The organism is Raoultibacter timonensis, assembly GCF_022845715.1.
Classification (GTDB): Bacteria; Actinomycetota; Coriobacteriia; order Coriobacteriales; family Eggerthellaceae; genus Raoultibacter; species Raoultibacter timonensis.
The window spans coordinates 952,850-977,061 of sequence record NZ_AP025564.1 but is presented as its reverse complement, the minus strand read 5'-3'; the positions used below and the strand labels follow the sequence as shown (position 1 = coordinate 977,061).

General features: G+C 59.1%; 18 protein-coding genes. 4 read left to right on the top strand and 14 right to left on the bottom strand.

The window, feature by feature from the left end; translation table 11 throughout:
• Nucleotide 1: 1 nt before the first annotated feature.
• The 6 genes from pth to nhaA all read right to left on the bottom strand — a co-directional run bounded on the left by pth (nucleotide 2) and on the right by nhaA (nucleotide 6,371).
• Nucleotides 2–568 (bottom strand): aminoacyl-tRNA hydrolase, encoded by a 567-nt coding sequence (gene pth, locus MWL89_RS03825; RefSeq protein WP_244411817.1) that lies wholly within the window; start codon nucleotides 566–568, stop codon nucleotides 2–4.
• 31 nt (nucleotides 569–599) lie between these two features.
• Nucleotides 600–1,571 carry a ribose-phosphate diphosphokinase gene (locus tag MWL89_RS03820; protein WP_102378928.1) on the bottom strand — a complete coding sequence of 324 codons (972 nt, stop codon included), beginning with the start codon at nucleotides 1,569–1,571 and terminating at the stop codon, nucleotides 600–602.
• A gap of 196 nt (nucleotides 1,572–1,767) precedes the next feature.
• Nucleotides 1,768–2,685 carry an Abi family protein gene (locus MWL89_RS03815; RefSeq protein WP_244411816.1) on the bottom strand — a complete coding sequence of 306 codons (918 nt, stop codon included), beginning with the start codon at nucleotides 2,683–2,685 and terminating at the stop codon, nucleotides 1,768–1,770.
• Between the two features lie 155 nt (nucleotides 2,686–2,840).
• On the bottom strand, nucleotides 2,841–4,214 hold the full coding sequence (glmU, locus tag MWL89_RS03810) for a bifunctional UDP-N-acetylglucosamine diphosphorylase/glucosamine-1-phosphate N-acetyltransferase GlmU (protein ID WP_244411815.1): 1,374 nt from the start codon (nucleotides 4,212–4,214) through the stop codon (nucleotides 2,841–2,843).
• Between the two features lie 163 nt (nucleotides 4,215–4,377).
• Nucleotides 4,378–4,647, bottom strand: coding sequence for a DUF1905 domain-containing protein (locus tag MWL89_RS03805; protein ID WP_102378930.1), 270 nt, complete (start codon nucleotides 4,645–4,647; stop codon nucleotides 4,378–4,380).
• 71 nt (nucleotides 4,648–4,718) lie between these two features.
• A complete protein-coding gene (gene nhaA, locus MWL89_RS03800; RefSeq protein ID WP_102378931.1) occupies nucleotides 4,719–6,371 on the bottom strand; it encodes a Na+/H+ antiporter NhaA in 1,653 nt (550 codons plus the stop codon).
• A gap of 283 nt (nucleotides 6,372–6,654) precedes the next feature.
• Here nhaA and hpf point away from each other — a divergent pair, with 283 nt between their 5' ends.
• Nucleotides 6,655–7,227 (top strand): ribosome hibernation-promoting factor, HPF/YfiA family, encoded by a 573-nt coding sequence (hpf, locus tag MWL89_RS03795; RefSeq protein ID WP_102378932.1) that lies wholly within the window; start codon nucleotides 6,655–6,657, stop codon nucleotides 7,225–7,227.
• 134 nt (nucleotides 7,228–7,361) lie between these two features.
• Here hpf and MWL89_RS03790 read toward each other — a convergent pair whose 3' ends face one another.
• Complete coding sequence (locus MWL89_RS03790; RefSeq protein ID WP_244411814.1) at nucleotides 7,362–8,921, bottom strand: response regulator transcription factor; 1,560 nt, start codon at nucleotides 8,919–8,921, stop codon at nucleotides 7,362–7,364.
• A 293-nt stretch (nucleotides 8,922–9,214) separates the two neighbouring features.
• Between MWL89_RS03790 and MWL89_RS03785 the strand changes: the two genes are divergently transcribed.
• Nucleotides 9,215–10,876 (top strand): FAD-dependent oxidoreductase, encoded by a 1,662-nt coding sequence (locus tag MWL89_RS03785; RefSeq protein ID WP_244411813.1) that lies wholly within the window; start codon nucleotides 9,215–9,217, stop codon nucleotides 10,874–10,876.
• An 818-nt stretch (nucleotides 10,877–11,694) separates the two neighbouring features.
• On the opposite strand, the gene MWL89_RS03780 is transcribed toward MWL89_RS03785, so the two are convergent.
• Complete coding sequence (locus tag MWL89_RS03780) at nucleotides 11,695–13,125, bottom strand: helix-turn-helix domain-containing protein (RefSeq protein WP_244411812.1); 1,431 nt, start codon at nucleotides 13,123–13,125, stop codon at nucleotides 11,695–11,697.
• 184 nt (nucleotides 13,126–13,309) lie between these two features.
• Here MWL89_RS03780 and MWL89_RS03775 point away from each other — a divergent pair, with 184 nt between their 5' ends.
• Nucleotides 13,310–15,007 carry an FAD-dependent oxidoreductase gene (locus MWL89_RS03775; RefSeq protein WP_244411811.1) on the top strand — a complete coding sequence of 566 codons (1,698 nt, stop codon included), beginning with the start codon at nucleotides 13,310–13,312 and terminating at the stop codon, nucleotides 15,005–15,007.
• 77 nt (nucleotides 15,008–15,084) lie between these two features.
• Here the strand turns inward: MWL89_RS03775 and MWL89_RS03770 are convergent, their stop codons facing one another.
• From MWL89_RS03770 to MWL89_RS03750, 5 genes are all read right to left on the bottom strand, one after another.
• Complete coding sequence (locus MWL89_RS03770; protein ID WP_244411810.1) at nucleotides 15,085–15,873, bottom strand: molybdopterin-dependent oxidoreductase; 789 nt, start codon at nucleotides 15,871–15,873, stop codon at nucleotides 15,085–15,087.
• Nucleotides 15,874–15,881: 8 nt separating this feature from the next.
• Entirely contained in the window at nucleotides 15,882–17,498 is a 1,617-nt protein-coding gene (locus MWL89_RS03765; protein WP_244411809.1) for a molybdopterin-dependent oxidoreductase, read from the bottom strand.
• A 235-nt stretch (nucleotides 17,499–17,733) separates the two neighbouring features.
• Nucleotides 17,734–19,296 carry a response regulator transcription factor gene (locus MWL89_RS03760; protein ID WP_244411808.1) on the bottom strand — a complete coding sequence of 521 codons (1,563 nt, stop codon included), beginning with the start codon at nucleotides 19,294–19,296 and terminating at the stop codon, nucleotides 17,734–17,736.
• Between the two features lie 23 nt (nucleotides 19,297–19,319).
• The gene (locus MWL89_RS03755; protein WP_102378938.1) at nucleotides 19,320–19,601 is read right to left on the bottom strand and encodes an Ig-like domain-containing protein; all 282 of its coding nucleotides are present in this window, start codon (nucleotides 19,599–19,601) and stop codon (nucleotides 19,320–19,322) included.
• A gap of 286 nt (nucleotides 19,602–19,887) precedes the next feature.
• The gene (locus tag MWL89_RS03750; RefSeq protein ID WP_102378939.1) at nucleotides 19,888–21,501 is read right to left on the bottom strand and encodes an FAD-binding protein; all 1,614 of its coding nucleotides are present in this window, start codon (nucleotides 21,499–21,501) and stop codon (nucleotides 19,888–19,890) included.
• Between the two features lie 242 nt (nucleotides 21,502–21,743).
• Between MWL89_RS03750 and MWL89_RS03745 the strand changes: the two genes are divergently transcribed.
• Nucleotides 21,744–23,198 (top strand): helix-turn-helix transcriptional regulator, encoded by a 1,455-nt coding sequence (locus MWL89_RS03745; protein ID WP_102378940.1) that lies wholly within the window; start codon nucleotides 21,744–21,746, stop codon nucleotides 23,196–23,198.
• On the opposite strand, the gene rhaD is transcribed toward MWL89_RS03745, so the two are convergent.
• The gene (gene rhaD, locus MWL89_RS03740) at nucleotides 23,155–24,150 is read right to left on the bottom strand and encodes a rhamnulose-1-phosphate aldolase (protein WP_244411807.1); all 996 of its coding nucleotides are present in this window, start codon (nucleotides 24,148–24,150) and stop codon (nucleotides 23,155–23,157) included. The genes MWL89_RS03745 and rhaD overlap by 44 nt on opposite strands.
• Nucleotides 24,151–24,212 lie beyond the last annotated feature (62 nt).

Here is a 24,212-nt window from a genome sequence, read left to right as displayed (position 1 = left end):
ATCAGTTAAAATCCTGCTGGGTTTTGGCAAGCCCATGATCGACGAGCGAGTACACCGCCTCGGCACCGCGCGAACAGGCAACCTCGAAATCGTCCTTGGCCTCTTTGCGCGGGAGCGAGAGCACGTAGTCGGCTACGTTCATGCGCCCGGGAGGCCTGCCGATGCCGATGCGCACGCGAAACCAATCGCGCGTATTGAGCTTATCGCAGATCGAACGCAGGCCGTTGTGCCCCGCATGGCCTCCCCCGAACTTCACGCGCACCGTGCCCGGATCGATATCGAGCTCGTCGTGAATCACGATGAGGTGATCGGCGTCGACGCCGTAGGCGTTCATAAGCTGCTTGACGGGGCCGCCCGACGTGTTCATGAAGCTCTGGGGCTTGGCGAGCACGAGATCGGTATCGCGGTAGACCGCCTTCGCGGTGAGCGCACCGCCCTCGGTCTTCCAGTAGCGCACCCCGAGCCTATCGGCGATCAGGTCGATCGTATCGAACCCGGCGTTATGCCGGGTGTGCGCATACTCGTCTCCGGGGTTACCCAGCCCCGCGATCAGGTAGGTTTCGGCCATATCCGGTCTCGTCCGCGAATCCGGCGACGGCCTACAGGGCGAAGTCGGGATCGAACAGGTCGGATACCGAGCCGTTGCTGTACACGTTCGCGATGGCGCGCGCGAGCAGCGGCGCTACCGAGACGACCTTGATCTTGCCGGTCTGATGCGCCTGGGGCACAGGGATGGTGTTGCAGACGACGACTTCCTCGATCTCCGAGTTCTCGAGACGCTCGTACGCCGGGCCGCTGAAGATCGGATGCGTGGCGCACACGTACACCGTATCGGCACCCTGGGCCTTGAGCGTCGATACCGCAGCGACGAGCGTGCCGCCGGTATCGATCATGTCGTCGTTGATGATGCAGATCTTGTCGCGCACATCGCCGATGAGCGCCGTGATCTCGGCCTGGTTGTGGCCGGGACGGCCCTTGTGCATGATGGCGAGATCGGCTTCCATGATGTCGGAGAGCTTCTTAGCGGCCTTCGCGCGGCCCACATCGGGGCTCACGACGCACAGGCGGCCCATGTCGAGGTTCTTCGCCTTGAAGTAGTCGGCGAGGATCGGAAGCGCAGTCAAGTGGTTGACCGGGGTGTCGAAGAAGCCCTGGATCTGACCCTGGTGCAGGTCGATGGTAATCGTGCGATCCACGCCGGCAACCGTCATGAGGTTGGCGACGAGCTTGGCTGTGATCGGCTCGCGGGCAGCGGCCTTACGGTCCTGGCGCGAATAGCCGTAATGGGAGATGACCGCCGTCACCGTTCGGGCGGATGCGCGCTTGGCCGCATCGGTCATGATGAGCAGCTCCATGAGGGCGTCGTTCACCTGCTCGCCGGCAACCGACTGGACGATGAACACGTCGGCACCGCGAACGCTTTCGAGGTAGCGCGCGTAGATCTCTCCATTGGAAAACTTCTCAAGCTTCACATGGCCGAGCGTAATGCCGAGCGACTCGGCAATCTGATCGGCCAGTTCGGGGTTAACCGAACCGGAGAAAACGGCCATACTCTTCTGCATTTCGGTCATCGACGCGCTCCTTTTGACTCCGCCTTGAATTCAGTCGATTCGTATTGTATCCGCTCGTCGCCGCCTGATGCCGCAACAACGGCCAACTATCGTGGTTTCTTCACCATCGGCAGGGGATTCCTGAAGCCATCTGAGATTCGCACCGATAAAACGGCATGATGCAGCGGGATGCGCATCGCCGCACATCCCGCCAACGTCAAGCGTCCGTTGCCGGCTTAACCCATGCGCTCCATAGCGGGCAGCGCTGCCATCCGCTCGTAAAGCCCATATCCTCTTTTGGCACGGCAGGATACCGGTTAAAAAGGTCGAACATGCGATCACGCCACTTGGTTTGCGGGGCCACCTTTTCCAGAAGAAAGCTCAGTATGGTCACAATGCAAAACACCCGATTCGGGTCAACCGTATACGGTTCATGCCATCGACCGTCTCGCTTTGCATTCGGGATCGCCGGTTTGGTTCCGATTACCCTATTCCACAACCTTCCATGGTGTGCGCAGATGTTGCGAACCGTGTTGAGAGACACGAGCCAGGATTCCAAGACCCGGGCCGACAAACCCAGTTCGTCGGCGATTCCGCCTCTGACCTCAGCAGGAGCACCGCGATAGAGCGTGAGCACCTGCCCGAAATCCATCGTGTTCACAATCATCCAGTACGGTGGGAGGTCATGGCAGTCGCCGTACTGGTTGAGGAAGTGCTCGACAAACGGTTCCCGGGAACGTTCTATCTTGTCTCGGCAGGTATGGATGAACCGGTCGTATTGTACCGGCTTGAGGCGCGGAAGGTTATCGGGGCTCAGGTACCCGAACGGGCCGCCCTCGCGCGACAGCTCATAGGCGAGCTTCGTCCGCAAACTCACCTCGACGCGCTCGATTGCATCAAATACGAGCAAGCGAAACTGGCGGTCGAAGGCATACCTCTCCCAAACCGTCGAGAAGCACGTCCCCTCGACAAACATATCGTCCTCTCGCCTGAAGCCATGCCAATACCCGCTCAGCCGATAGTATCCAACGTCTCTCAGGTGGTTTACAAGATCCTCCCGATCGCAGATCATGCCCCGCGCAATCACGAGATCGGCTTGCTCTTCATACGACAAAGACGGCTTGGTATAATCCATCTGCTTCCCCAAAATACAAGAAGACCCGCCAGTGAGCATGAGGCAGAGGCCGGCGGGTTTACTTGTTCCATCTTAGCACATTCGATGGGCATAAAGCTTCGCTGATACGGAAACGACAACACCGACCCGTCATTCGAGGCCCCGAGCCGAACGCGCTATCGCTTCGCTGCGGTCTGGCGCGATTTCCAATCGGCGATCTCGACCTGCTTCGACCGCTCGAGCGCAAGCGAGCCCGGCGAAACGTCTTTCGTGATGACGGAGCCGGCACCGATGGTCGCGTCTTCGCCGATGCGCACGGGAGCGACGAGCATCGTATCGCTGCCCACGAACACCCCGTCGCCGATCGTCGTCTTGTGCTTGTTCGCGCCATCGTAGTTGCAGGTGATCGAACCGGCGCCGATGTTGACGCCCTCGCCCATCTCGGTATCGCCGATGTAGCTGAGATGGGGAACCTTCGAGCCTTTGCCGATCGTCGACTTCTTGATTTCGACGTGCGTTCCCGCCTTCGCACCCTCGCACAGATGCGCTCCGGGGCGCAGGTAGGCGCGCGGCCCGCAGATCGCGCCGTCGTCGATCGCGGCTTCGACGGCAACGGTTTCGTCGATCGTGCACCCCTCGCCCACCACGGTATCGGTCAAACGGGAGTTCGGGCCGACAACGGAGTCCTCGCCGACAACGGTTGCGCCGAGCAGGAAGGTGAGCGGCTCGATCACCACATCGCGCCCGATCGCGACGTCGGGGCCGATCCAGACGAGATCGGGATCCACCATGGTCACGCCCTCGGCCATATGGCGGGCGTTGATACGCCGCTGCATGAACTTGGTGGCCTGGGCAAGCTGGATGCGCGAGTTGATGCCAAGGCACTCAGCGGGGTCTTCGGTGACGAGCGCCGACACGAGACGCCCTGCCTTGCGGCAGATTTCGAGTACATCGGTAAGGTAGAACTCGTTTTGCGCGTTATCGCTTCCCACCTGCTCGAGCGCGGAGAACAGCGCCTGCGCGTCGAAGCAGTAGAAGCCCGAGTTGCACTCGGCGATGGCGGCCTCTTCGGGCGAGCAATCCTTCTGCTCGACGATGCGCTCGACCGAGCCCGCCTCGTCGCGCACGATGCGACCGTAGCCGAAAGGGTCGTCCATGTTCATGGTGAGCACCACGACCGCCGCGTTGCTCCGCTCCCGTTCTTCCACGAGCGCATGAATGGTTTCGGGCGTGATGAGCGGGCAATCGCCCGAAAGCACGACGAGCGAGCCGTCGAATCCCGCAAGCGCATCGCGGCACACGGCAACCGCGTCGGCCGTGCCCTTGCGCTCGTGCTGCACGACGATCTGCGTATCGGCCTCGACGAGCGGGATGACCTGCTCGCGCTCGTGTCCGACCACGCTCACCACCTCGCCGATGCCCGCAACGCGCGCGGCGTCGACGACCCAGCGCACGAGCGGCTTGCCCAAAAGCTCGTGGGCGACCTTCGGTTTCTTTGACTTCATGCGGGTGCCGGCTCCTGCGGCAAGAACGATAGCACGCGGTTCCATCGAGGCGATCCTCCATCAACGTAAACGTGTAGCCGGGCGAAACGAGCTCCTTGCGGTGCGCCGCGCCCGGCCGCTTTGGGTGGAAATCAGTATACCGCAACGCCTGAAAGATCGACGATCAGTCAAGCTTGACTCCATGCGATCGCCGCCCATGCGCTTTGCTCTATTCGCGTTCCCGAATCGCCACATGGATCGAATCGCCCGGCTGTTTGCCGATCGCCGCCCGGACGTCTTTGCGTATGCCGATGACATGACCGGGCGTGCCCATCCGAACGAGGCTGCCGTCGTAGGGGTGCCCGTCGAAGGCCGCATGCACTTTCACGCGCCCCCGCCCGAACTCTTCGCGCACGTCGAAGGGGAACTCCACATAGGCGCCGTCGATGCCGTCGACCTTGCGGATAACCGCATCGAACTCGTACGTTGTATCGTTCACGGAGCTCCTTTCGCGATCCCGTCCCGAAAAAGCGCTGCCCCGTACAAGCGGGGCGGCATCGCATCGTCGGTTTACTTCGTTTTGCCCGAACCGCTCGCGCCCGCATCGTCGATCCTGTCGGGATCGGCCGATCCCTCATCGGCCGCTCGGTCGCTGCGCCTATCGTCCGATCCGAGCTCGACGACGATCTCCGCGTACCCGTCGCCTTCGCGCTGAGCAGCCTCTATCTCCTCCTTGAGCAGGGGGCTTTCGATCTCTTCGAGCATGCGCTTGCCAGCCTCGACGTACTCCTTGTCGGAGGCGGGATGGCCTGCATCGTCGCTCGCCGTAGCGATGTAGGCAACGCCTTTCTTGCGTGCCGCATTCGCCTGAACGAACAGCACGAGAAATCCGACGACACCTGCGATAAGCGAAGCCGAGAGGATCGCGAGCTTTGCCGTAGTCACGATAGCGGGGTCGTCGAATGCGAGGTTGGCCACGAAGATGGCCATGGTGAACCCGACGCCTCCGAGGATGCCCGCGCCGAACATATGGCCCCAGTTCGCATGCTCAGGGAGCGATGCGAGCTTGGTTTTGACGATGATGAAGCTGAACAGCATGATGCCGATCGGCTTGCCGAGGAGCAGCCCGAAGAACACGCCGTAGAGCGCCGGATCGGCAAAGATGTTGCCGAGGCTGCCGTCAACGAACGACACGTCGGCGTTGGTGAGCGCGAACAGCGGCAAGATGGCGAAGTACACCCACGGGTAGAGCTTGTTCTCGAGACGCGTCGCAGGCGGCACCACCTGACGCGCAACACGGCTCAGGCTCGACACCGTTTTGATGTAATCCTTCTGCCCGATAACCGGATCGTTCGGCTCGTAGAGCTCCTTTGCCTCCTTGATGCGGTTGCCCGACCAGGAAATGAAGCTCTTGAGGTTGACGCGAGAACCCGAGGGAATCGCAAAGGCCAGCAGTACGCCCGCGATGGTCGAGTGCACACCCGACATGAACACGCAGTACCACAGCACGATGCCCACAAGGATATAGGGCGTCAGGGAATACACGTGCCGGCGGTTCATGACGATGAGCGCGATGAACACAACGGCGGCCGCAATGAGCCAGAACGCCGAGGGGCTCTGCCCGTAGAAAACGGCGATGACGAGGATGGCGATGATGTCGTCGGCCACGGCGAGCGTGCTCAGGAACACGCGGATGCCGTTGGGCACGCGGTTGCCCAGAAGCGCCATGATGCCGAGCGCGAACGCGATGTCGGTGGCAGTGGGAACGCCCCAGCCGTGAGCCGTGTCAGGGTTCGTCGCATTGAAGATGAGGTAGATGACGATCGGGAAGAACACGCCGCCGAACGCAGCTACGATGGGCAGCAGCGCCTGCCGGATGTTCGTGAGCTCGCCCACCGTCATCTCGTACTTTATCTCAAGGCCTACGAGCAGGAAGAACACCGCCATGAAGATGTCGTTGATAACGTGGGCAAGCGACATCTCGGCCGTTGCCTCGCCGAAGAAAAAGCCCACTTCGGTATGCCAGAACGCATAGAACTGATCGTAGAACGCCGTGTTGGCGACAACGAGGGCGACGATGGCGGCCAGCAGCATGAACGCCGCCGCCTTGGTCGAAGAGTGGAACAGCTGGATTATCCTTTTGTAGAGCGCCTGGTGTCCGGCGACTTCTTGGATGAAAAGAGAATCTTTACCGGTGTCTTTGCCCGTATTGCTACCCGTCATATGAACCCCACTGTCGGCTTATCGGCGTTTTGGCTGATCTGTTCGTGAAAGTATACTATCGCGTAATCATGCACCGATCAGGAAGTCGATAAACTGTTTACAATTTTTCAACCGGTTTCTGTGCACACGTCCAAAAGATAGCGACTATGCGCTATCCTGTTCGTATCAGCTTGACGGAAGGAGTCGGGTTTGGGTTCGTGTCGATCAAAACGCATCGCTGCGCGCCCGAAAACGTCCTGACCAAGCTGTTTTTTATTAGCCACGATCGTAAGAGGTGATTGCCATGAGCATTACCGTCACCGGACGCAAAATGCCCGTAACCGAAGCACTGCGTCAGTATGCCGAAGAGAAAATCGGGAACTCCATGAAGGTCATGGACATCGATCCCCTGGTTGCCGAAGTAGTGCTGTTCGTCGAGAAGAATCCGGCGAATCCGCGTCCTGCCGTATGCGAAGTCACCCTGCGCACCAAAGGCCATATCGTTCGCGTCGAAGAGAGCGAAGAGGACATGTACGCGGCCATCGACGTTGCCGCTGCGAAGGTTCTCCGCCAACTGCGCAAGTACAAGACCCGCGTCGTCGATCGCAAAGTGCGCGCCGGCGTTGAAAAGGCTCCCGATGCCATTCCCGCAACGGGCGCCAGCCTCGACGAGCTCATGGAGGAGCTTGCCGACGACGAGGTCGTACGCGTCAAGGAGATCGAGTTCGAGCCGCTGACCGAAGAGGAAGCACTCGTGAAGATCGACCTTCTGGGCCACGACTTCTTCGCCTACACCGATCGTGATTCCAACCTCGTCAACGTCCTGTACCGTCGCGACGACGGCGGCTACGGTCTGTTGAAGCAGGTCGAGGAATAACCGGCATCTCGGCAACAGCGCAACCCTATGGCAGGAGCCCCGATCGGGGCTCCTGTTTTTGTGCGGGGCTCCTGCTTTACGTACGCCGGCTTCCCTCCGCACGGCCCCGCATGCCCCCTCGCGCGGGACCGCATCTACGCGAACATCGGCTTGACGGGGTCTTCCCGCACGGCACCGATCCTGACCTCCACCAGATCGAGCAGCTCCTGCTGCGAATGAATGCCGAGCTTGCGGTAGATGCTGTACACGTGGCTTTTGATGGTCTCCTCGGAAACCACGAGCTCCTCGCTGATGAACTTGCGGTTCCTGCCCCGCGCGAGCAACGCGAGGGTTTCCGATTCGCGGGGCGTGAGGCCGTTCTCGACGGTAAGCAGAGAAACGACGCTTTCGATGGCGCTGTCGGGACTCACCGCATTCGCCGGACGCGCGATCCCCCATCCGGTCGTCAGGTTCCGATTGCTCAACATGAGCAGCGCCGCCATGAGCATGACAAAGCACACGACGGTCGCGGTAATCTGGATCCAATACGCCGAATCGGGCTGCTGCACGAGAGAACTCGCCGATGCGCCTCCCACCAGCTGGCCGAGCATAAGGCAGCAAGTCGGCCACGAAACCACCCATATGGCCGGCAGGCTGAAGTTCTTCGTGAGATACGAGCACAGGCCCCACATGATCAGATGCACGTAGCAGAAACCGACTAACTGGAACGATTCGCCAATCACGGGAAGGGGCTGCACGACGGCGATGAGCAGGGCGCCCGTTGCCATGATGCTGAACCCCACCTGATAGATGAGATGGTTGAAGTCCATCCTCACGAACACCGCCGTCAGGAACAGAAGGATCGCCGCCACCACGAAGGAAAGCGCGTTGAGCAGTACGACGCCCTGGTCGTTGCCCTGCGAGATCGCGCTTCCGAGCAAAACGCCCAGTGCGAGCCCATGCAACAGCGCCGTCACAAGGAACTTGTACGGAACGTTGAGCTCGGCATCGAGCCCGTGCTCGAGCATCGTCTTCCTGGGCAAGCCGCGGACCGCGCGGTAGAACCCCATCGCAAGCGGCAGGGGGATGACGACGAACAGCAGCTGCCCGACGATGCCGGGCAGAAACGACAGCGCGCAGACGAACAAAGCCGATCCGAGCATGGCCACGATGCCGTGAAACAGCACCTCTTGGGGGCCGAGGAACCCGAACACCCTTCCCCACTCGGCCAACAGGCAAGCCGTCCCGAAGCCGACGCCGAACGATCCGACGCAGTACAGGAAAAACGCTGCGGGGGTAGCGAACGAGGCGCCGTACGAATTGATCCATACGAAGCAGAGCAGTGCACCCAATGCCATGCACGCGGCAACTCCCCCTATGTACCATCGTTTGGCGAATACCGCGTTGATGCGCTTGAAGCACATACCGAGCATAAGGTACGTTACCGCGCTGATCGCAACCGGTCCCACCCACGACGGAAAAAGCCATCCCTGGGCGAGGAAGACCGAAGGGAAGAACAGCGGACTCTGAAACGCCATATTCACCCACGTCCAATACAGCGCGAGAGCGAACAGCAGTGCAGGACGCGCGGCGATGCTTCGGTAAAGCCGATGCACGACGCGAGCGCGCTCGGGCTGCTCGTTGATAAGCGAGTTGGACTTCATGCCAAAAACCGACCTCCCCCAAGCCGAAAACCGATCGGCCGTATCTCCCATGCGCTTCCCTGCAGCTCGAACATAGCCGATCATCAGAACATCTGTCCTCCCCCGAGTCGGGGGAAATGGACGAAATGGGGCCGTTCCCCCGCAGCTGGGGAAGACCATGATACCCCAAGCGAGCACACTGGCAGCAAGGGGACGAGTTACCGCCGCGCAACCGTTCGGTCATCGCGGCAGCACTGACTTGAAACCGCGCGGTTATCGATTCTCGATCGGCAGATGGAAGAATGGATACTGCGTACTCAACTGAGTTTTTGGAAGCAATGGATTAGTGTTGAGGGAGGAAAACCATGAAAACCAACACGAACATGCACGATGAGGAACCAGTAACCTGCGCCGAGAAGCGCAGCGGCATCTCGCGCCGCGCATTCCTGACGGGCGTTGCCGGCGTCGGAGCGGTTGCTGCGGTCGGCGCACTTGCCGGATGCAGCCCGCAGGACCAGGCGCCAACCGGCTCGGGGTCGGAATCGAACTCGGGATCGACGTCAACGACCGAGCCCGAGGCGCCCGCAGCACCTGCGCAGGTCGACAAAACCTACGATACCGACCTGCTCATCATCGGCGGAGGCGGAAGCGGCCTCGCGTGCGCGGTGCAAGCGGCGCTCGACGGTACGAACTTCATCCTCATCGAGAAGAACAGTCAACTCGGCGGCAACGCAAGCTTCGTCGAAGGCATGTTCGCCATCAATTCGAAGATGGCCGACGAACAGGGCATCCACGTAACCGCCGCCGAGATCGTCGAAGACGAGCTCGTACGCGGCCAGCACCGTCAGAACGCCGCATTCTGGCTCGACCTGTGCAACAAGTCGGCCGAGAACATCGACTGGTGCCTTGAGCAGGGCGTCGAATACAGCGGCACGATCGACGACTACTACGGAGGACTCCATCCCACCTTCCATTGGTTCAAGGACAACAAGGCGGCGATCGGCTACGTCGAGCCCATGATCAAGCGCGTTGAGGACCTCGACGTAGAGGTGCACCTGAGCACGGCGGCGACGCAGCTCATCATGCAGGACGGCAAGGTCGCCGGCGCCTACGCGAACGGCCCCGACGGCACCACGCAGTACAACGCACGCGCCATCGTGTTCGCAACGGGCGGCTTCGGCGGCAACCCCGATCTCATAGAAAAGCAGGGATGGGACATCGAGCACCTCTTCGTCGTGGGATCCCCCAATGCGGCAGGCGACGCTTACACCATGGCCATGGCTGTGGGAGCGAAGGATTTCATGCCCGACTCCTGCCAGTCGATCCTCTACAACATTCCCGCGCTTCCCCCGATCGACTTCCACAACGATTCGCAAAACCCCGTCAACGGCTACTTCGGCATCGCCGCAGGCGGTCCGGTGCTCTGGGTCAACGAACAATGCCAGCGCTATTCCCGCGAGAACCTCACCGACGACAACCTCGTGCTCCAGTGCATCCCCGGAAAGCAGAACATCGCCAACTACGTGGTGTTCGACCAGAACATCTTCGACACCTATTTCGGCACGACCGACGATGCCAAAAAGATGTTCGACGACGCGGTCGAGAGCGACAAGGGCGATACGCTCGTGAAGGCCGACTCCCTCGAGGATCTTCCTGCCGCATTCGATCTGGACAAAGAGGCGTTCATGGCCACGGTCGACCGCTACAACGAGCTGTGCAAGCTCGGCGTCGACGAAGACCTCGGCAAGTCCGCCGACAAGATGGTCGCCATCGAGAGCGGTCCGTTCTACATCGCCAAGCTCGGGTACAGCTACTTCTTCGAATGCGGAGGCGTGACCACCGACATCGAGCGGCGCGTACTCGACAACAACCACGAACCGATTCCAGGCCTCTATGCGATCGGCAACGACGGAAACATGAACTACCGCCACGTCTACACCATCAACATGCCCGGCACCGCATTCGGCAATCAGGTCAATTCGGGCCGCGAAGCCGCGCAGAATGCGAAAACGTATCTGGCAGGCTAGGCGATAATCGGCCCAGCGCATCGCGATAAGGCGAGCGCACGGGGCTGCTTATCGAGCTTTCACAGTCGCCGCCGTTCGGGTCGCACCCGTCGGACCACGCTCAACTGAGTCGCGCCCCATCGAGCCGCATCCCACGATGCGGCTCGATTTTGCCTGACAACCCCTGGGTGAACCCCAAACCCCGAGACGTGCACCACGGGGGCCGCCGAAGCCCCACCCGCATAGCCCGAACAGACGAAGCGCCAGCCGCCGAACCCCGAACAGCGCCAGCCGCCGAAGCCCGAACGATCGAAAACCCCAACCTCGGTTTTTCGGGAAACCGACCTTCAGATGGCGGCCAATCGTCGTTTTGCGAAAAATCGAAGCCGAAGTTAACCACCGCTCATTTTCTGACCTGCGTCTTTCCCGAACCGCCTCTTGCCAAATTGCCCGAAACCGCCTTCGAAGCCCAAAATCCTTCGCAAAACGACGGTTCGCCGCCACCAGAGAGCCGCTTCCGCGCAAAACGCATTATCGATAAAACATGGCGGCAGCGAGGCAGACGCGCTGGGGGTTTCGCATGCTTTGGCCGCATCGATGCCCCCTTACATGCCTCGACCCGCCTCAAGGTCCAATTCGCTTCGCTTTGCGTCGACCCGGCTCGATCGAACGGATATCCGAGATCGGCAACCGAAAGCGCATCTATGAAAAAGCTGACGTGCGTAGCCTGCGCGGGCACGACAACCTCGAAATATCGAGATGGGCAACACAGCTTACCGCCTTTGGCCACGCGTTGCCCGAGCGGCGCATCGTCGTGCTCGGGATGACCGACCGAGCGACTAACGCAGTTCCCGGCCTTCGTTTTCGATGATATCCAACAATTCTTGTTTGCTGTGAACCCCCATCTTGTCATAGATATGACGTGTATGGGTTTTGACCGTTCCCTTTGATATAAACAGAGAATCGGCAATGAACGGAGCACTTCTCCCCTTGCCCAGCATCGCAAGGACCTCCTCTTCCCTACCCGACAATCCATACTTAGCGCCAATGGCGCGATAAACCTGGGCGTCATCGGGTTCGCTTGCCATTTTTGGTTTTGCAATAAATAACCGCAGATCGTGTTCGGTAAATACATATGTCGATAGAAGAATCAGAACAAGGACGATCACCAGACATATGGATATCGGTATTGAAGCTGACGCCATACCCTGGTTTATGGCGAAAAATCCGAACGTAGCTCCCGCGAAACCGAAAAGATGGAACAGGCACCTTCCCCAGCCGAATACCTTAATCGTCGAGGTCTTTGTTCGGAACACGTACTCAGGCTGAAGCAACCAGACAAGACCTTCGAACGAGTAGAACCCACACATGATTGCCGAAAAAGCCATCCACCGGTATTCGTTCGGGGCAAACGGCAGGGCGATAAAGCCTGCCGCCATCAATGGAACCACGAATCGATACAGACGCACGACGGTACGTTGCCTCGGAGCCAAAACTACAAAAACGGCAACAGCGAGGGCGAAAACCGTCATACCGAGCACAATCGAATGCTGCAGCTCGTCGAAGTCAGAAGCTTCAGCAGGAGAAGAAAAAGCCCGAGCGATACCGAAGACAAAGGGGATTACAGCCATTGCAACGATGGCCTTCCATAAGAGCCTCTTCGGTTTCGCCGAAGTATCTTCCTGCTGCCTGAGAGGCTCGTCTTCGCTTGCCAACAAGGTAAAAGCAGAGCAAAGCGGCAGAGCGGCGGTAACGATCACCGCAAGAAAATCCGGAAGAACCGTAACAACGAGATACAAACAACCAGCAAACGCATTGGAAACCACCAGATGCAACCCCATGCGGTCGGTATCCATCCTGCTCCACAACGCACCCCATGTTACGATAAGGAAAGAATTGCCTATGCCCGTCATCGCCATGCCGACAACAGCAACGGCAAATTGAACGCCAGAATCCTGCAGGGGAAGAGAGATCAGCATCGTGCCCATTGCCGTCAACGAAGCGGCCATCACCAAAAGGTAATGCCGCTTACTGAGTATATCGAGTTTTTGGCTCACGAATATCAGGCAGAATAGGCAAACCGCTACACTAAGCGAGAAAAACTGGCGCGTAAACTGTAGATGGGTCGAAAAGAAATCGGGGTCGGCAAAAAGAACCGTGCTCAGCACAGCAAGATAAATCCAAGCTTGATAGTACCCAAAGCCGAACAACCGCCAAGGCTTGACCGATAGCCTCGCCAGTGGATTACCGTGCTGCGTTATTTCAATCATCTCCCCGTCATCCAGACCAAAACAACCATTCAGTTTATGGACATCTTATACTATGCGCCTATACCCTTTTGGTATATTTTGCCTCTTTCGCCAAATGCCACCTTTGGGAAGATGCCGAATCGACTCCTGCCGTGCAACGATCTTTGCGCCATAAACTCGTACGTGAAAGGAGACACGAGAAACCATGGGGACACAGCCATCAACAATCAACCGTCGTAGCTTCATTACCGGAATGCTCGCTACAGGCGCAGCATTGAGCACGGGAGCGCTTGTCGGATGCGGTGGGGAGCCGCGGAATGCGCAGGATTCCGCCTCAAACCCTTCCGCCCCAACGAGCAAGGATTGGACCTCGCCACCTTCGCCTGTCGAAAACGGCGAGATAGCCGAGACGGTGGAGGCGGATATCGTCATCATCGGAGCGGGAACCAGCGGCATCCCCGCCGCACTGACGGCAGTCGAGGGGGGCGCAAAAACGGTTCTTCTCGAAAAAGGCGACACCTACTTCGCCGCGCCAAACTGGTTTGCGGGAATAGGCAGCCGATACCAAAACGAACTTGGCCTCACATTCGATCGGAGCGAGATAGTAAACGATCTCATGTGGTATGCCAGCCACCGCGCTGACCAAAGGCTCATCAACCTCTGGTACGACAACAGCGGAGAAGCAATCGATTGGTACGGCGACGAGTTGGAAGAAAGCGGATCGCTCGAATTCGCCGTCGAAACGGACAGCAAAAACACGGGCGGAAAACACGCAAGTCCCCCTGTCGCGCATGTACCCGTAGAAAAACCCTACAAGGAAATGCAGCCGAACAAGATGGGTACAAGACTAACCCATCCGGTATTGCTCGATAAGGCGGTAGCCTTAGGGCTTGATCTTCGCTACAAAACCCCAGCGGTTCAGCTCGTCAAGGAAGACGATCGGGTCGCAGGCGTTATCGCGAAAAACGAAGCGGGCGAATACGTGCGCTTCCTTGCAAGCAAGGGAGTCGTACTTGCTTCAGGAGGCTACTCCGGCAACCGCTATCTCATGGAGAAACTCAACCCCAATCAATCCCAGAATCTAACGAACAACCCTCAAGACAACGGTGGCGACGGATTCAAAATGGGCGTATGGGCAGGAGGAGACTACGGGCGATGCGCTTGGGTAATGAGTTCAGACCGAAGCACCGAAGGAGGCGGATGGACCCCCGGCAGCCAACCTTGGCTGCGCGTCAACAAATTCGGAGAACGGTTCTGCAATGAAGATGCACCCTATGACTTCGGCGCAAACGCGGGAGCCATGAACCCTGGAAACGATTGGTGGAACATCTTCGATTCCAAGTATTGGGATGCAATGACAAAGTATCATACCACGATCTGCTCGCGCATGGTGCCCGCTCCTGGTGCCGTCTGCACTACGCTCGTACCCACAGACGCCGACAGCTTCTTCGAAATGTACATTGCACCGCAACTCGAATCGGGAAACATGGTTCAGGCCGACACGCTTGATGAGCTCGCGACGAAAATGCAGGAGAAAAGCCCCGATATCACTGTCGAATCGCTGGCCAAAACCCTCGAACGCTATAACGAGCTATGCGATAAAGGCGTTGACGACGATTTCGGCAAGATCGGATTCCGCATGGTCGGCGTAACCGAACCGCCGTACTATGCCATGCACATGATTACAGGAGAGACGGGACTTGCGGCCCTCGACGGTCTTCGTGTGAATACAAACCTCGAAGTCGTCGACGCCCAGGGGAATGCAATTCGAGGCCTTTATGCGGTCGGCAACGATCAAGGGGGATTCTATGGCATGAGCTATCCCTGGTACTACGGCGGTTTGCACGCCGGGAAAAACCTCACCTTTGCCCGCTTGGCGGTAAAACACGCCCTTCGCTCGTAGACGATGACCACAGGGGCTGCATCTTCCCGATGCAGCCCCTGTCCAGGCGAACTCGCCGCCACGCCCCGATACGGGGCTTATTCCACGGATGCGCTCGTTATACCCACGTTCGGGCTGTTCGGATATTCGAAACCCTCACCGGGGTTCGCCGGCGGCTCGACCTCTTTCGTGATGCGCACCTCGACGATATCGCGAACAAAGTAGCTCGCCGGCGTGCGCGTCATCCACAACTGGTTGTTGCCGCCGACCGACGCAGACAGATCTTCGCCGTTGATCTCGTAGGAGATAACCCCGTGGCGGCCGATGACGTACCCGAGCGGCATCGCCTGCTCGAACCCATCGGATGAGACGAACGTAATGGTATTCGCACCATCGTTGGCATCCGCGCGCTCCAACAGGTAGGTCACGGGGATACCCTTCACATCAGCGGTTACGATGGCTGCGCCGTCTGCGGGGTTCGATCCGCATGTGCACGACATCAGGTCTTCCACGCTCTCCTCGGAAGCCATATCGTCGACGGTGGCCGTAAACTCGTTCCGCACGTCGCCCGTCACCCTCAGCTTCCATCCGAGCGGGTTGTCCGCGGAGAAATCGGCCACCGAACCGCACAAGTTGGCGACGGCGTTGCGGAACAGACTCGCAATGCGCCAGTTCGGCGTCACGGTCGTCTGATCCCAGGAAAACTCGCCTTCGCTCGCTTGAGCGCCCGAAGCGTCTGCCGCGTCCTTCGAACCCGCAAGAGAAGATGTGCTCGAGACCGTTTCCTCAGCCTGCGCGATATCGGCGGTGAACATCGGCGCAGCGCCGCCCATAAGCAGCGAGGCGGCGGCCACTCCGCTTAACGTAATACGCTTGTAGTCCTTCATAGTGCTTCCTACCTTACCGTGAACATGTAATCAGTGGTGTACGTCGGCGCATGCTCCGCTCCGTCGGAACCCTGCGAGAATGCGCGGATCTTCAGGTGATACGACCCCGCCTCTTGCGGCGTGTAGTTCATGCGCCAATAAACCCAGCGGTCGATATCGGAGTTCGGTGTTTCCATGGTGATCCACGTCTTGCCTCCGTCAAGCGAGTACTCCACACGCGTGATGGGCTCGGTATAGGCATCGGCGTAGCCCTCGAACGTGATCTCCTTTCCAACCTGGTCCTCGAACACCACGCCCGTGGGATAGTTCAGGACGCCCGCATTGGGATAGAACACCACCTCGGGATCGGGCGTAACGCTCGGGGCGACGTTGGTTCCGTGGCGCGGGTGCGTCCACAGCTTATCGGGATCGTCCTCAGTTGTGATGCTTATGGACGTCACGTATTTCGGGAATTCGGCCCCAGCAGCGCCGCCTCCGACCCATACAGCCACCGGATAGCCTTGCGACGGGCGCAGCGTCTCGCCGTTCACTTCGAGCACGAGCATAGCGTCTTCATCCAAATACTCGATCGGCATGAGGTTGCCGAACCCATCGTATCCCTTCGGGGTATAGCCGTTGGCCCCCTCAAGCGGTTGCGCGAACTCGATAACGTCCTTCAGGGGAATACCCGTCACCTCAGCTTGATAGATCGTACCCTGCCCCGTACCGTTCACGTTGCAGTGGTTCTTCAAAACGGCCGTTACGGTACCGAACCGCTCCTTAAGTTCAGGGAGCGTCATGGTGACGGGATTCGACACGTCGCCTTTGATCTCGATCGTCCAGTTCTCGTAGACAGTCGGATCGATTTGCGTATCGTCGTTGGTCCACTCGGCAGGCTCTGATTTGATCGTCTTGTAGAATTGGTTCTCAAGCGGTGTGATGGTATCTTGGTCGTAGGATACCGTTGCCCCGGAATCCTTGGCGGCAACCGTCTTGTAGCCCTTGAACAGATCGTACTTGGCAACATCCCAGAGCACGAACTCGCCGTCATCGTCGATATGGTGGCACGACATGCAGTTGCCGCCCATATCTCCAAACATATCGTTATTGAAGTGCGTTTGGTGGATGTTGTCCTTGAGCTTATTCGCCGACGGCTGCCACGTATCGTGGCACATAACGCAGTTTTGGACTCCCTGCTCCACCGGATATCCCACCATTATAAGGCGATGATAGGTAGGTTGGTTCATCTGGGCGTCTTCGAGCGTCTCGTGGCACGACAAGCATCCTCGATCCTCAGCATCGAGCCACGTAACGTTGTACCCCTTGCTGTCTGCGGGAACGGGCTGTATTTCGAAACCGTTGCGATCGGTGTATACCGACGGCTGGTTGTTCTCGGCATTCGCCGCTTCCTCCTCCTCGTGGGAGTAAATATCGGACAGCTGATCGATATTGTCAATCAGGCGCCCCTCGTCGCTGTACCCGATCTTGCTGCCGATTTTTCCGTCGACGAAATTCAGATTCTCCGCAGCGCCACCAGGCTCTGCCGCCTCGCTCGTCGCTTGCTGCGGAGAGCAGGCCGCCAGCGCCGCAAGCGCACAAACGGCACATGCGGCGGCTAAAAGAACGGCCTTCTTTTTCCGTATCATATCCTTTCCTTTCTTCTCCTCGTTTCATCACGATCCGTCCGGCTTCCGGAAGCCCAAGGGGTTGCCGTTGCAGCCGGCGAGCGCGCGATTGCCCATTGTAGAGAGAAGGAAACGCCGCAACCATCGTCCAAACACCCGATTCATGACCCAAGGCCCACAACGCAAAGCATCCTCCCATAGGGAGGATGCTTTGCGGATAATCCCACGTGAGATGCCTCGTCGACACCTTTCTGCGTCAATCGCCCAAATTAAGAACCTTGTCCATAAGCTGCTGTCGGTCGCTTACGCCGACTTTGACGTAGATATGCTGCATATGCGTCTTAACCGTACTGGCGGCAAGCGTAAGCTCGTCTTGGATCGCCCCGCCCGTACGCCCCTGAACAAGCAACAGCAATACATCCCTCTCGCGCGGGGAAAGGCCGTACTGGCTGGCAACCTCGTCGCAGCGTTCGTCGATAGCGCGTGCGAGAAGCTCGCTCGCCGGCTCCCCGATCTCCACGCCTGCCCCATCGGACGCAACACCCTCGCAGACAGAATCCTTGTCCGGATCGCCCGGAATGCGCGTTTCGACCGATTCGGAACCGCCCTTGAAAGCCCTCGCATCAAGGCAATCGGGAGAACGTCGGCCGATGCACGAGCACACCATGAACACCATGAACAGTGCGTAGATGACCACGAGGATGAAGGCGCTGCCCACAGCGTTCTCCCCCGTAATAAGCACCACCCAGAGAATGGATGCCGCCGCGTACACGGCGCCCGCCAATCCGATCATCCTGTTTGCGGGAACGTTCAGAGCGTCGATGGCAACGGCGACCGTCGACCAGAACAGCAGCAAAGCGAACGGATCGTTCACGTTGACGATGCTATCCAGCAAAAACGACGGCACAGCTGACAGCGACGAGCGCAGCGCCGCCACGACCAAACTCGCCATCACCAACAGTATGCCGAGCTGAAACCGCATGGCAACGGGATGTTTGCCGGCACGAATAATGGCAAAGTAACCGAACAGGCCCAGCGAGACGATCTGAAACGCCACCGTAAACGCCACCGACCAGAACTCGAGCCCGATCGTATGGTCGGTGCCCCACATACCCGATATGCTGCATGCGCGCACGACGGAAAGCAGCAGCGCGATAGCCACCACCATAACCATCAGATACCGGCGCTCCCCCGATCCCGTATTCGCCGTGCGAGGAAGGGTGGGCACGCCGAACACGCTCCGATCGCCGACGGTTTCGGTCGCCGCGTTACGTCGCGCAGCAGCGCACGACAGCTCGAACATGAGAGCGGAAACAAGCGGCAACGCCATGGCGACCAGTACCTGAGCCTCAAGCGCCATGGTGGCGTCGAGTGTTGCAAGCGCTATCTGGCGCAGGGGAAACGCCGCAGCGAAAGACCACACCATGCAGGAAAGCCCCTGCGTCATAGAGAGCAGCAAGACAAAACGCGATACGAACCAGAAGTAGCCGAAGCCCGATGCCACTATGCCCACGACGGCAATCGTGCGCTGATCGAAGAAATCCTGGCGAAACGAAAGGGCAAACGTCACCGCCCCGGCAGCAGCCACCAAAGGAAGCACGTAGCGCAGTACGGCGTCGAAGCGACGTGCGCGCTTCGGGATAACCATGCACACAACGGCGCAAACTAAGATTCCGACCAGCCAGAACACCCGCGCGTTCGCCCAATCGCCCAACCCCGCCGAAGCCAGGAGGAACCCCGGCGAATGACCCATGAGTTTGCACCACAGGATAGCCGCCGTTATTCCAAGGGTGGCGAAAACTCCCGGACCGACCGGCATCGATGAAACTCTTTTGGCGTGCATCATTCTGATATGTAAAGCTCGGTAACGGCGGCTTCCGGACTTTTGCGGCCGTCCTCCGTAACAGAGCGAACCTTGAGTTGATAGGCGCCCGCTTCTTCGGGCTTCCAGGAAAAGGTCCAGTGCACCATGAGGTCGGGACTGCTCTTTTCGGTGGAATGGCTCACCCACGAATTGCCTCCGTCGAGCGTAAACTCAACGGCAACGATATGGCTGCCGAAATCGTCGGCATACCCCTCTAGCGTGACCGTTTGGCCAACTTTTCCTTGAACCGGAGCTATCATATTCCCCCACTTCTCACAACGGATCGTATTCTCCCACACCCCTATCCCAAAGGCAATAAAACCCTTAGGCGCCGCACGGATCGTTCGGTGCAGGCAAAGGGAGCCCGTCGCGAACGCATAGGGAACCGCACGGGAGTCGGCTCGCGTACCCGATTCCGCCCGTCCGGTACTCAAACGCAGGCGGCGGGACCCGAAGGCCCCGCCGCCTGAAGCGCCTGGCTTTGCAAAAGCCGCATCCCCGCTGGTAAAACGCAACTGGACAGAAAGCGATCGAATAGGAACCGCCCTACGCAATCGGCTCGTCGAACGTACCCATGATCTGCTTGACTGCAAGAATGCCGCCCGTCGCCGCGCGCGACAGAGAGAAACCGCCGAACCCGACCACCGGATAGTCGTAGCCGAAGAACGAGCCCTGCACGTTGCCGGAAACGTACAGGTTGGGCACCGGCGTGCCATCCTCTTTCAGGGCCCGACAGCGCTCATCGCTCGCCAAACCGCCGCACACGGCCAACTTGCCAGGCATACGCTCGATCGCGTAAAACGGCGCATCCTTGATGCCATTCCATACAAAGAATTCGCTGGCCATGCCAAAGTCCTCGTCGTTGCCCTTATCGACGAGCTCATTGTAGCGATCGATCGTCTTCTGCAATGCGGCCGCATCGAGACCCGCCATGCCGGCAAGCTCTTCGATCGTATCAGCTTTCAGTATCTGCCCTGCCTCGACCGCACCATTCAAGGCTTTTTCGTCAGCCGGACGGCCTCCGTTAGTGTAATCGAACGCATGCTCGAGTAAATGCGAATCGATAATCTGAAACGCACGGTGTTCGGGCTGCATCGCAACGGCGGTCGCAAGCGCTTGGTAGCCGACGTTCTCGTTCGTGAAGCGCTCCGCGTTGACATTAACATGGAGCCACGGCACCGCAGAGAAGGGTGCAGCCCCTTGAGGGAGCGGTGTCGGGTCGAAATGCATCATAAGCCCGACCGACGGGGTGTCCATCTTGGCTCCGGCCCACATACCCATTTTATGACCGTCTCCAGTGTTGGTAGCTACGGCGTGCAGCGTGGGCATACCGAGCATAACGGGGCAGTACGCCTCGAGCATCTCGTCGTCGTCCGAGATGTCGCCCGTCGCAAGCACAACGCCTTTCCTGGCATTGACCTGTACGTACTCTCCACCCTTTCGCTCGCCGATCGCACCGGTGACCGCGCCCGATTCGTCAACGATCAGCTGTACCGCAGGCGTGCTGTAAAGGAAGTTGACGCCATGTTCTGCCGCCTTTTCGCCCATGGCGGCATACAGATCAGCGAATGCTTTGTACCGCGTCGAGAGATCGTCGTCGTACAGCCAACGGTAAGCAACGTAACCATCGACGATGGCGGGCGACGCCTTCGGCTCGGGAATGTTCTCGATGATGAGCTTGGAGCACTCGCCCGTGCGCTCGAGAACGTTCTTCACGAGTTTGAGATTGGCCTTTCCGTTCGCAAGATCGGCGAACGCCTGCATCGTCGTAGGGATATCCCATTCGATGCCCTGTTCGGTTCCCCATTCGTTGTTCCAGGTGCCGAAGCCCTGCCCATTTGTTTGGACGGTCGCCTCCTTCTGCATGACAACCGTGTCGATGCCCTCAAGCCCCGCATACATCGCAGCTGGCACACCAGCGGCTCCTGCTCCGATGATCAGCACATCGCAATCGATCGTTTCCGCAACATCGGTGATGGGATCGGGCTTGACCGACCAGCTCCAGCGGCCCTTCTCGCCACCCGCAACATCCGCCGTCGGCGCGTCAGCCTTTGCCGGCGAACCGCCGCCCGCGCAACCGACCAATCCGGCGCCTGCCATTACCGTACCGGTTGCAAGCGCGCCTTTGAGGAAGTTCCTCCTCGAAATCGTTTCCTTCATGATTCCCTCCTTACTGGGTATGGATCTGCCGACCGCACGTTCACATCCTGAGCCGGCAGACCCATCGCAGGAGCCACGGAGTGTTCGCGCATCATCCCGCAGCACCCAACACGGGGGGATTTCAGAATCGCCGTCTCCCCCCTCGGGGTAAAAACGGGGGGATTTCGCCTCGCCCGCCGCGCAGCGCACCGCATCTGTCCTATAATCACTTGAGTTGATTTACGCGATACAGGGAGGTTCGCGTGATCCGAGATGGCAGCAACAAAAAGTTGCTCGACAGGATATGGGATAAGATTCCCCCGACCCCGTTCTGCTTTCTGGGTATGGGGATATTTCGCGTATGGACGGGTACCGTCAACGACAGCGCAGCGTTCCCCCTCGTTGATTTCAGCGCTTACGGCTACTTCGACATCGTGACCGCAGCGTTCCTGCTGTGCCTTGCCGCCCTCTCGCGCTGGATCGTTCCGCTGTGCAGGAAGCCGTTCATCTTTCCGCTGACGGGTTTTTTCATGATCGCCTGCGCCTGCATGCGATTCTACACCGTGCTGCACCCCGAGCTTGCAGCTACGCTGACAACGCCTGCGTTGTTTCTCGGCGCATTGGGCGTCGGTCTCATCCTGATGCTCTGGTCGGAATTCTACGGTTGCATCAACCCGCTGCGCGTCGCACTCTACTACTCGGCGGGAATCATCGTGAGCGTCTTTCTTCTCTGGATATTCAAAGGCCTTGCCTTCTACTGGCTGTGGGCCGGCACCTGCATCGTCCCCGTCGTCTCGCTCGGGTGCCTATGGCGCTCGTACAAAACGCTGCCAGAGGATGAATACCCGCACGCAAGCTGGGGGAAATTCTCGTTTCCCTGGAAACCGATTCTCGTCGTATGCCTGTATTCATTCGCGTTCGGACTTCACGAGAGCATCTTCCACGGCTATTTGAGCTACAGCTCGGGGGAAGGGGATCTGTTTGCGGCTTTGTTCGTGTACCTCGGGATCATGCTTCGCCGAGAGACGTTTAACTTCTCCCTCATCTGGAAGCTGGCAATGCCGCTCATGCTGCTCTCCCTCGTGCCGTTCGGTCTGCTCCTACCGGGAGGATCATGGCTCACCGATGTGAGCGCCGTTGCAAGCTACACGCTCTACACCATCCTCATCGTGGTAATCCTCAGCAACCTATCGTATCGCTACGGGGTCTGCGCGCTGTGGATATTCGGCATAGAGCGCGCCGTAAGACTGATCGCCGTGCAAGCGGGCATCGGTGCCAGCCAGTTCATCTGGGCCGCCGACGCGCCGCAAAGCGCAGCCTTCGTGCCCACCACCGTGATCATCGCCGTCATCATCGTGATCGTAACGAGGTTCTTCTTCTCGGAGAAGCAGCTCTCTTCGCCATGGGGCGTGCTGCTCGAGCAGCCGCTCGACAAGAACCGCGAAGCCTACCTCGAAAAGAACCGCATCGGCATGAAATGTCGCGAGCTCGCCAAACAATACGACCTCACCACGAGGGAAGAGGAGATTTTGCTCCTCCTTTGCCTGGGCAAGAAGCCCGCAGCGATCGAAGAAGAGCTCTATGTGGCGAAAAGCACGGTGAAGACCCACATCAAGCACATCTACCAGAAAATGGGCCTTCACTCGCGCGAAGAGCTGTTCGAGCTTGTCGGGGTTAATCCGCGTTGCTACGGAACCAGCCCAAATACTCAACCCTGATGGGAATGCCCAGCCGTTCGGCCATCGCGCGCAGATCGTCGTCGGTCACCGCGAAGTCGATCTGAGCGCCCCCGTTCGCTGCACGCGCGGTCAGATAGATGCCCGCTGCCTTTTCGAGCGTGTGCATGAGGCCGAACGCGACATCGAGGCTTGGACCCGTCGCGAACACGCCATGCTGCGCCCACACCACAGCCGTATGCTCCTCCATGGCCTTGCTCGTGGCAAGGGCGATATCCTGACTTCCCGGCACCATCCACTCGACCATGCCTACTCCCCCTGGAATCATGAACATGCACTCGGTCATGCTCTTCCACAGGGTAACCGTCAAATCACGGCTATCGAGCTCTTCAAGCAACGTGAGCGAGATAAGGTTCGGGGTATGGGCGTGGTACACTACACGGTTTTCTCCCGCCGTCACCGCCTTGCGTACGGCATGGATCATGAAGTGGCTTGGAAACTCACTGGTGGGCGCACCGTTCGGCAGGCCCCACACCAGACGCCAGGCATCGCCCGCAGGATTGATCTCAACGATGCCGATGTTCTCGGAGGGATCGAGCGGGATATTGCGAAAATGCCTGCCCGCACCGGTTACCAAGAAGAATTCGCCGCGCAGGCTGTCGGCTTGGATGCCCATAGGTACCCAAGCGCCAGGCGTTTCGTTGAAAAACGAACGGCAGGCCGAAACGTCTTCGGCCTTCATGCGGTAGCTCAGATTGCCGCCGTTGCTCTCATGCCAACCCTGGAGCCATCCGTCGTGGCAGGTGCGCACGAATGCCTTGACGAACGAGCGCTGTTCAATCGAAGTCTCCGAAACGACGGTGCGGGCTTTCGAAATCCCCTTGTCGAACAGACGGGCTGCATCGTCGAAGAAACTTTGCGCACCCGACGGCTGCGAACCTTGGGAGTTTTGCGAGTTGTTTTGGGGGTTGTTTTGGGAGGTCTGGTTATCCATGCGGTCTCCTCGGCGTCAGACGAGACCCGGGCATCGGCGCGGGTCGTTTGCCACCATGGTAC

Bases quoted from the DNA above. Each gene is read 5' to 3' on its own strand.
- glmU (WP_244411815.1), bottom strand. From the start codon at position 4,214: ATGGAACCGCGTGCTATCGTTCTTGCCGCAGGAGCCGGCACCCGCATG.
- pth (WP_244411817.1), bottom strand. From the start codon at position 568: ATGGCCGAAACCTACCTGATCGCGGGGCTGGGTAACCCCGGAGACGAG.
- MWL89_RS03815 (WP_244411816.1), bottom strand. From the start codon at position 2,685: ATGGATTATACCAAGCCGTCTTTGTCGTATGAAGAGCAAGCCGATCTC.
- hpf (WP_102378932.1), top strand. From the start codon at position 6,655: ATGAGCATTACCGTCACCGGACGCAAAATGCCCGTAACCGAAGCACTG.
- MWL89_RS03780 (WP_244411812.1), bottom strand. From the start codon at position 13,125: ATGATTGAAATAACGCAGCACGGTAATCCACTGGCGAGGCTATCGGTC.
- MWL89_RS03755 (WP_102378938.1), bottom strand. From the start codon at position 19,601: ATGATAGCTCCGGTTCAAGGAAAAGTTGGCCAAACGGTCACGCTAGAG.
- MWL89_RS03790 (WP_244411814.1), bottom strand. From the start codon at position 8,921: ATGGGAGATACGGCCGATCGGTTTTCGGCTTGGGGGAGGTCGGTTTTT.
- MWL89_RS03770 (WP_244411810.1), bottom strand. From the start codon at position 15,873: ATGAAGGACTACAAGCGTATTACGTTAAGCGGAGTGGCCGCCGCCTCG.
- nhaA (WP_102378931.1), bottom strand. From the start codon at position 6,371: ATGACGGGTAGCAATACGGGCAAAGACACCGGTAAAGATTCTCTTTTC.
- MWL89_RS03785 (WP_244411813.1), top strand. From the start codon at position 9,215: ATGAAAACCAACACGAACATGCACGATGAGGAACCAGTAACCTGCGCC.
- MWL89_RS03775 (WP_244411811.1), top strand. From the start codon at position 13,310: ATGGGGACACAGCCATCAACAATCAACCGTCGTAGCTTCATTACCGGA.
- MWL89_RS03760 (WP_244411808.1), bottom strand. From the start codon at position 19,296: ATGCCGGTCGGTCCGGGAGTTTTCGCCACCCTTGGAATAACGGCGGCT.
- rhaD (WP_244411807.1), bottom strand. From the start codon at position 24,150: ATGGATAACCAGACCTCCCAAAACAACCCCCAAAACAACTCGCAAAAC.
- MWL89_RS03820 (WP_102378928.1), bottom strand. From the start codon at position 1,571: ATGACCGAAATGCAGAAGAGTATGGCCGTTTTCTCCGGTTCGGTTAAC.
- MWL89_RS03750 (WP_102378939.1), bottom strand. From the start codon at position 21,501: ATGAAGGAAACGATTTCGAGGAGGAACTTCCTCAAAGGCGCGCTTGCA.
- MWL89_RS03765 (WP_244411809.1), bottom strand. From the start codon at position 17,498: ATGATACGGAAAAAGAAGGCCGTTCTTTTAGCCGCCGCATGTGCCGTT.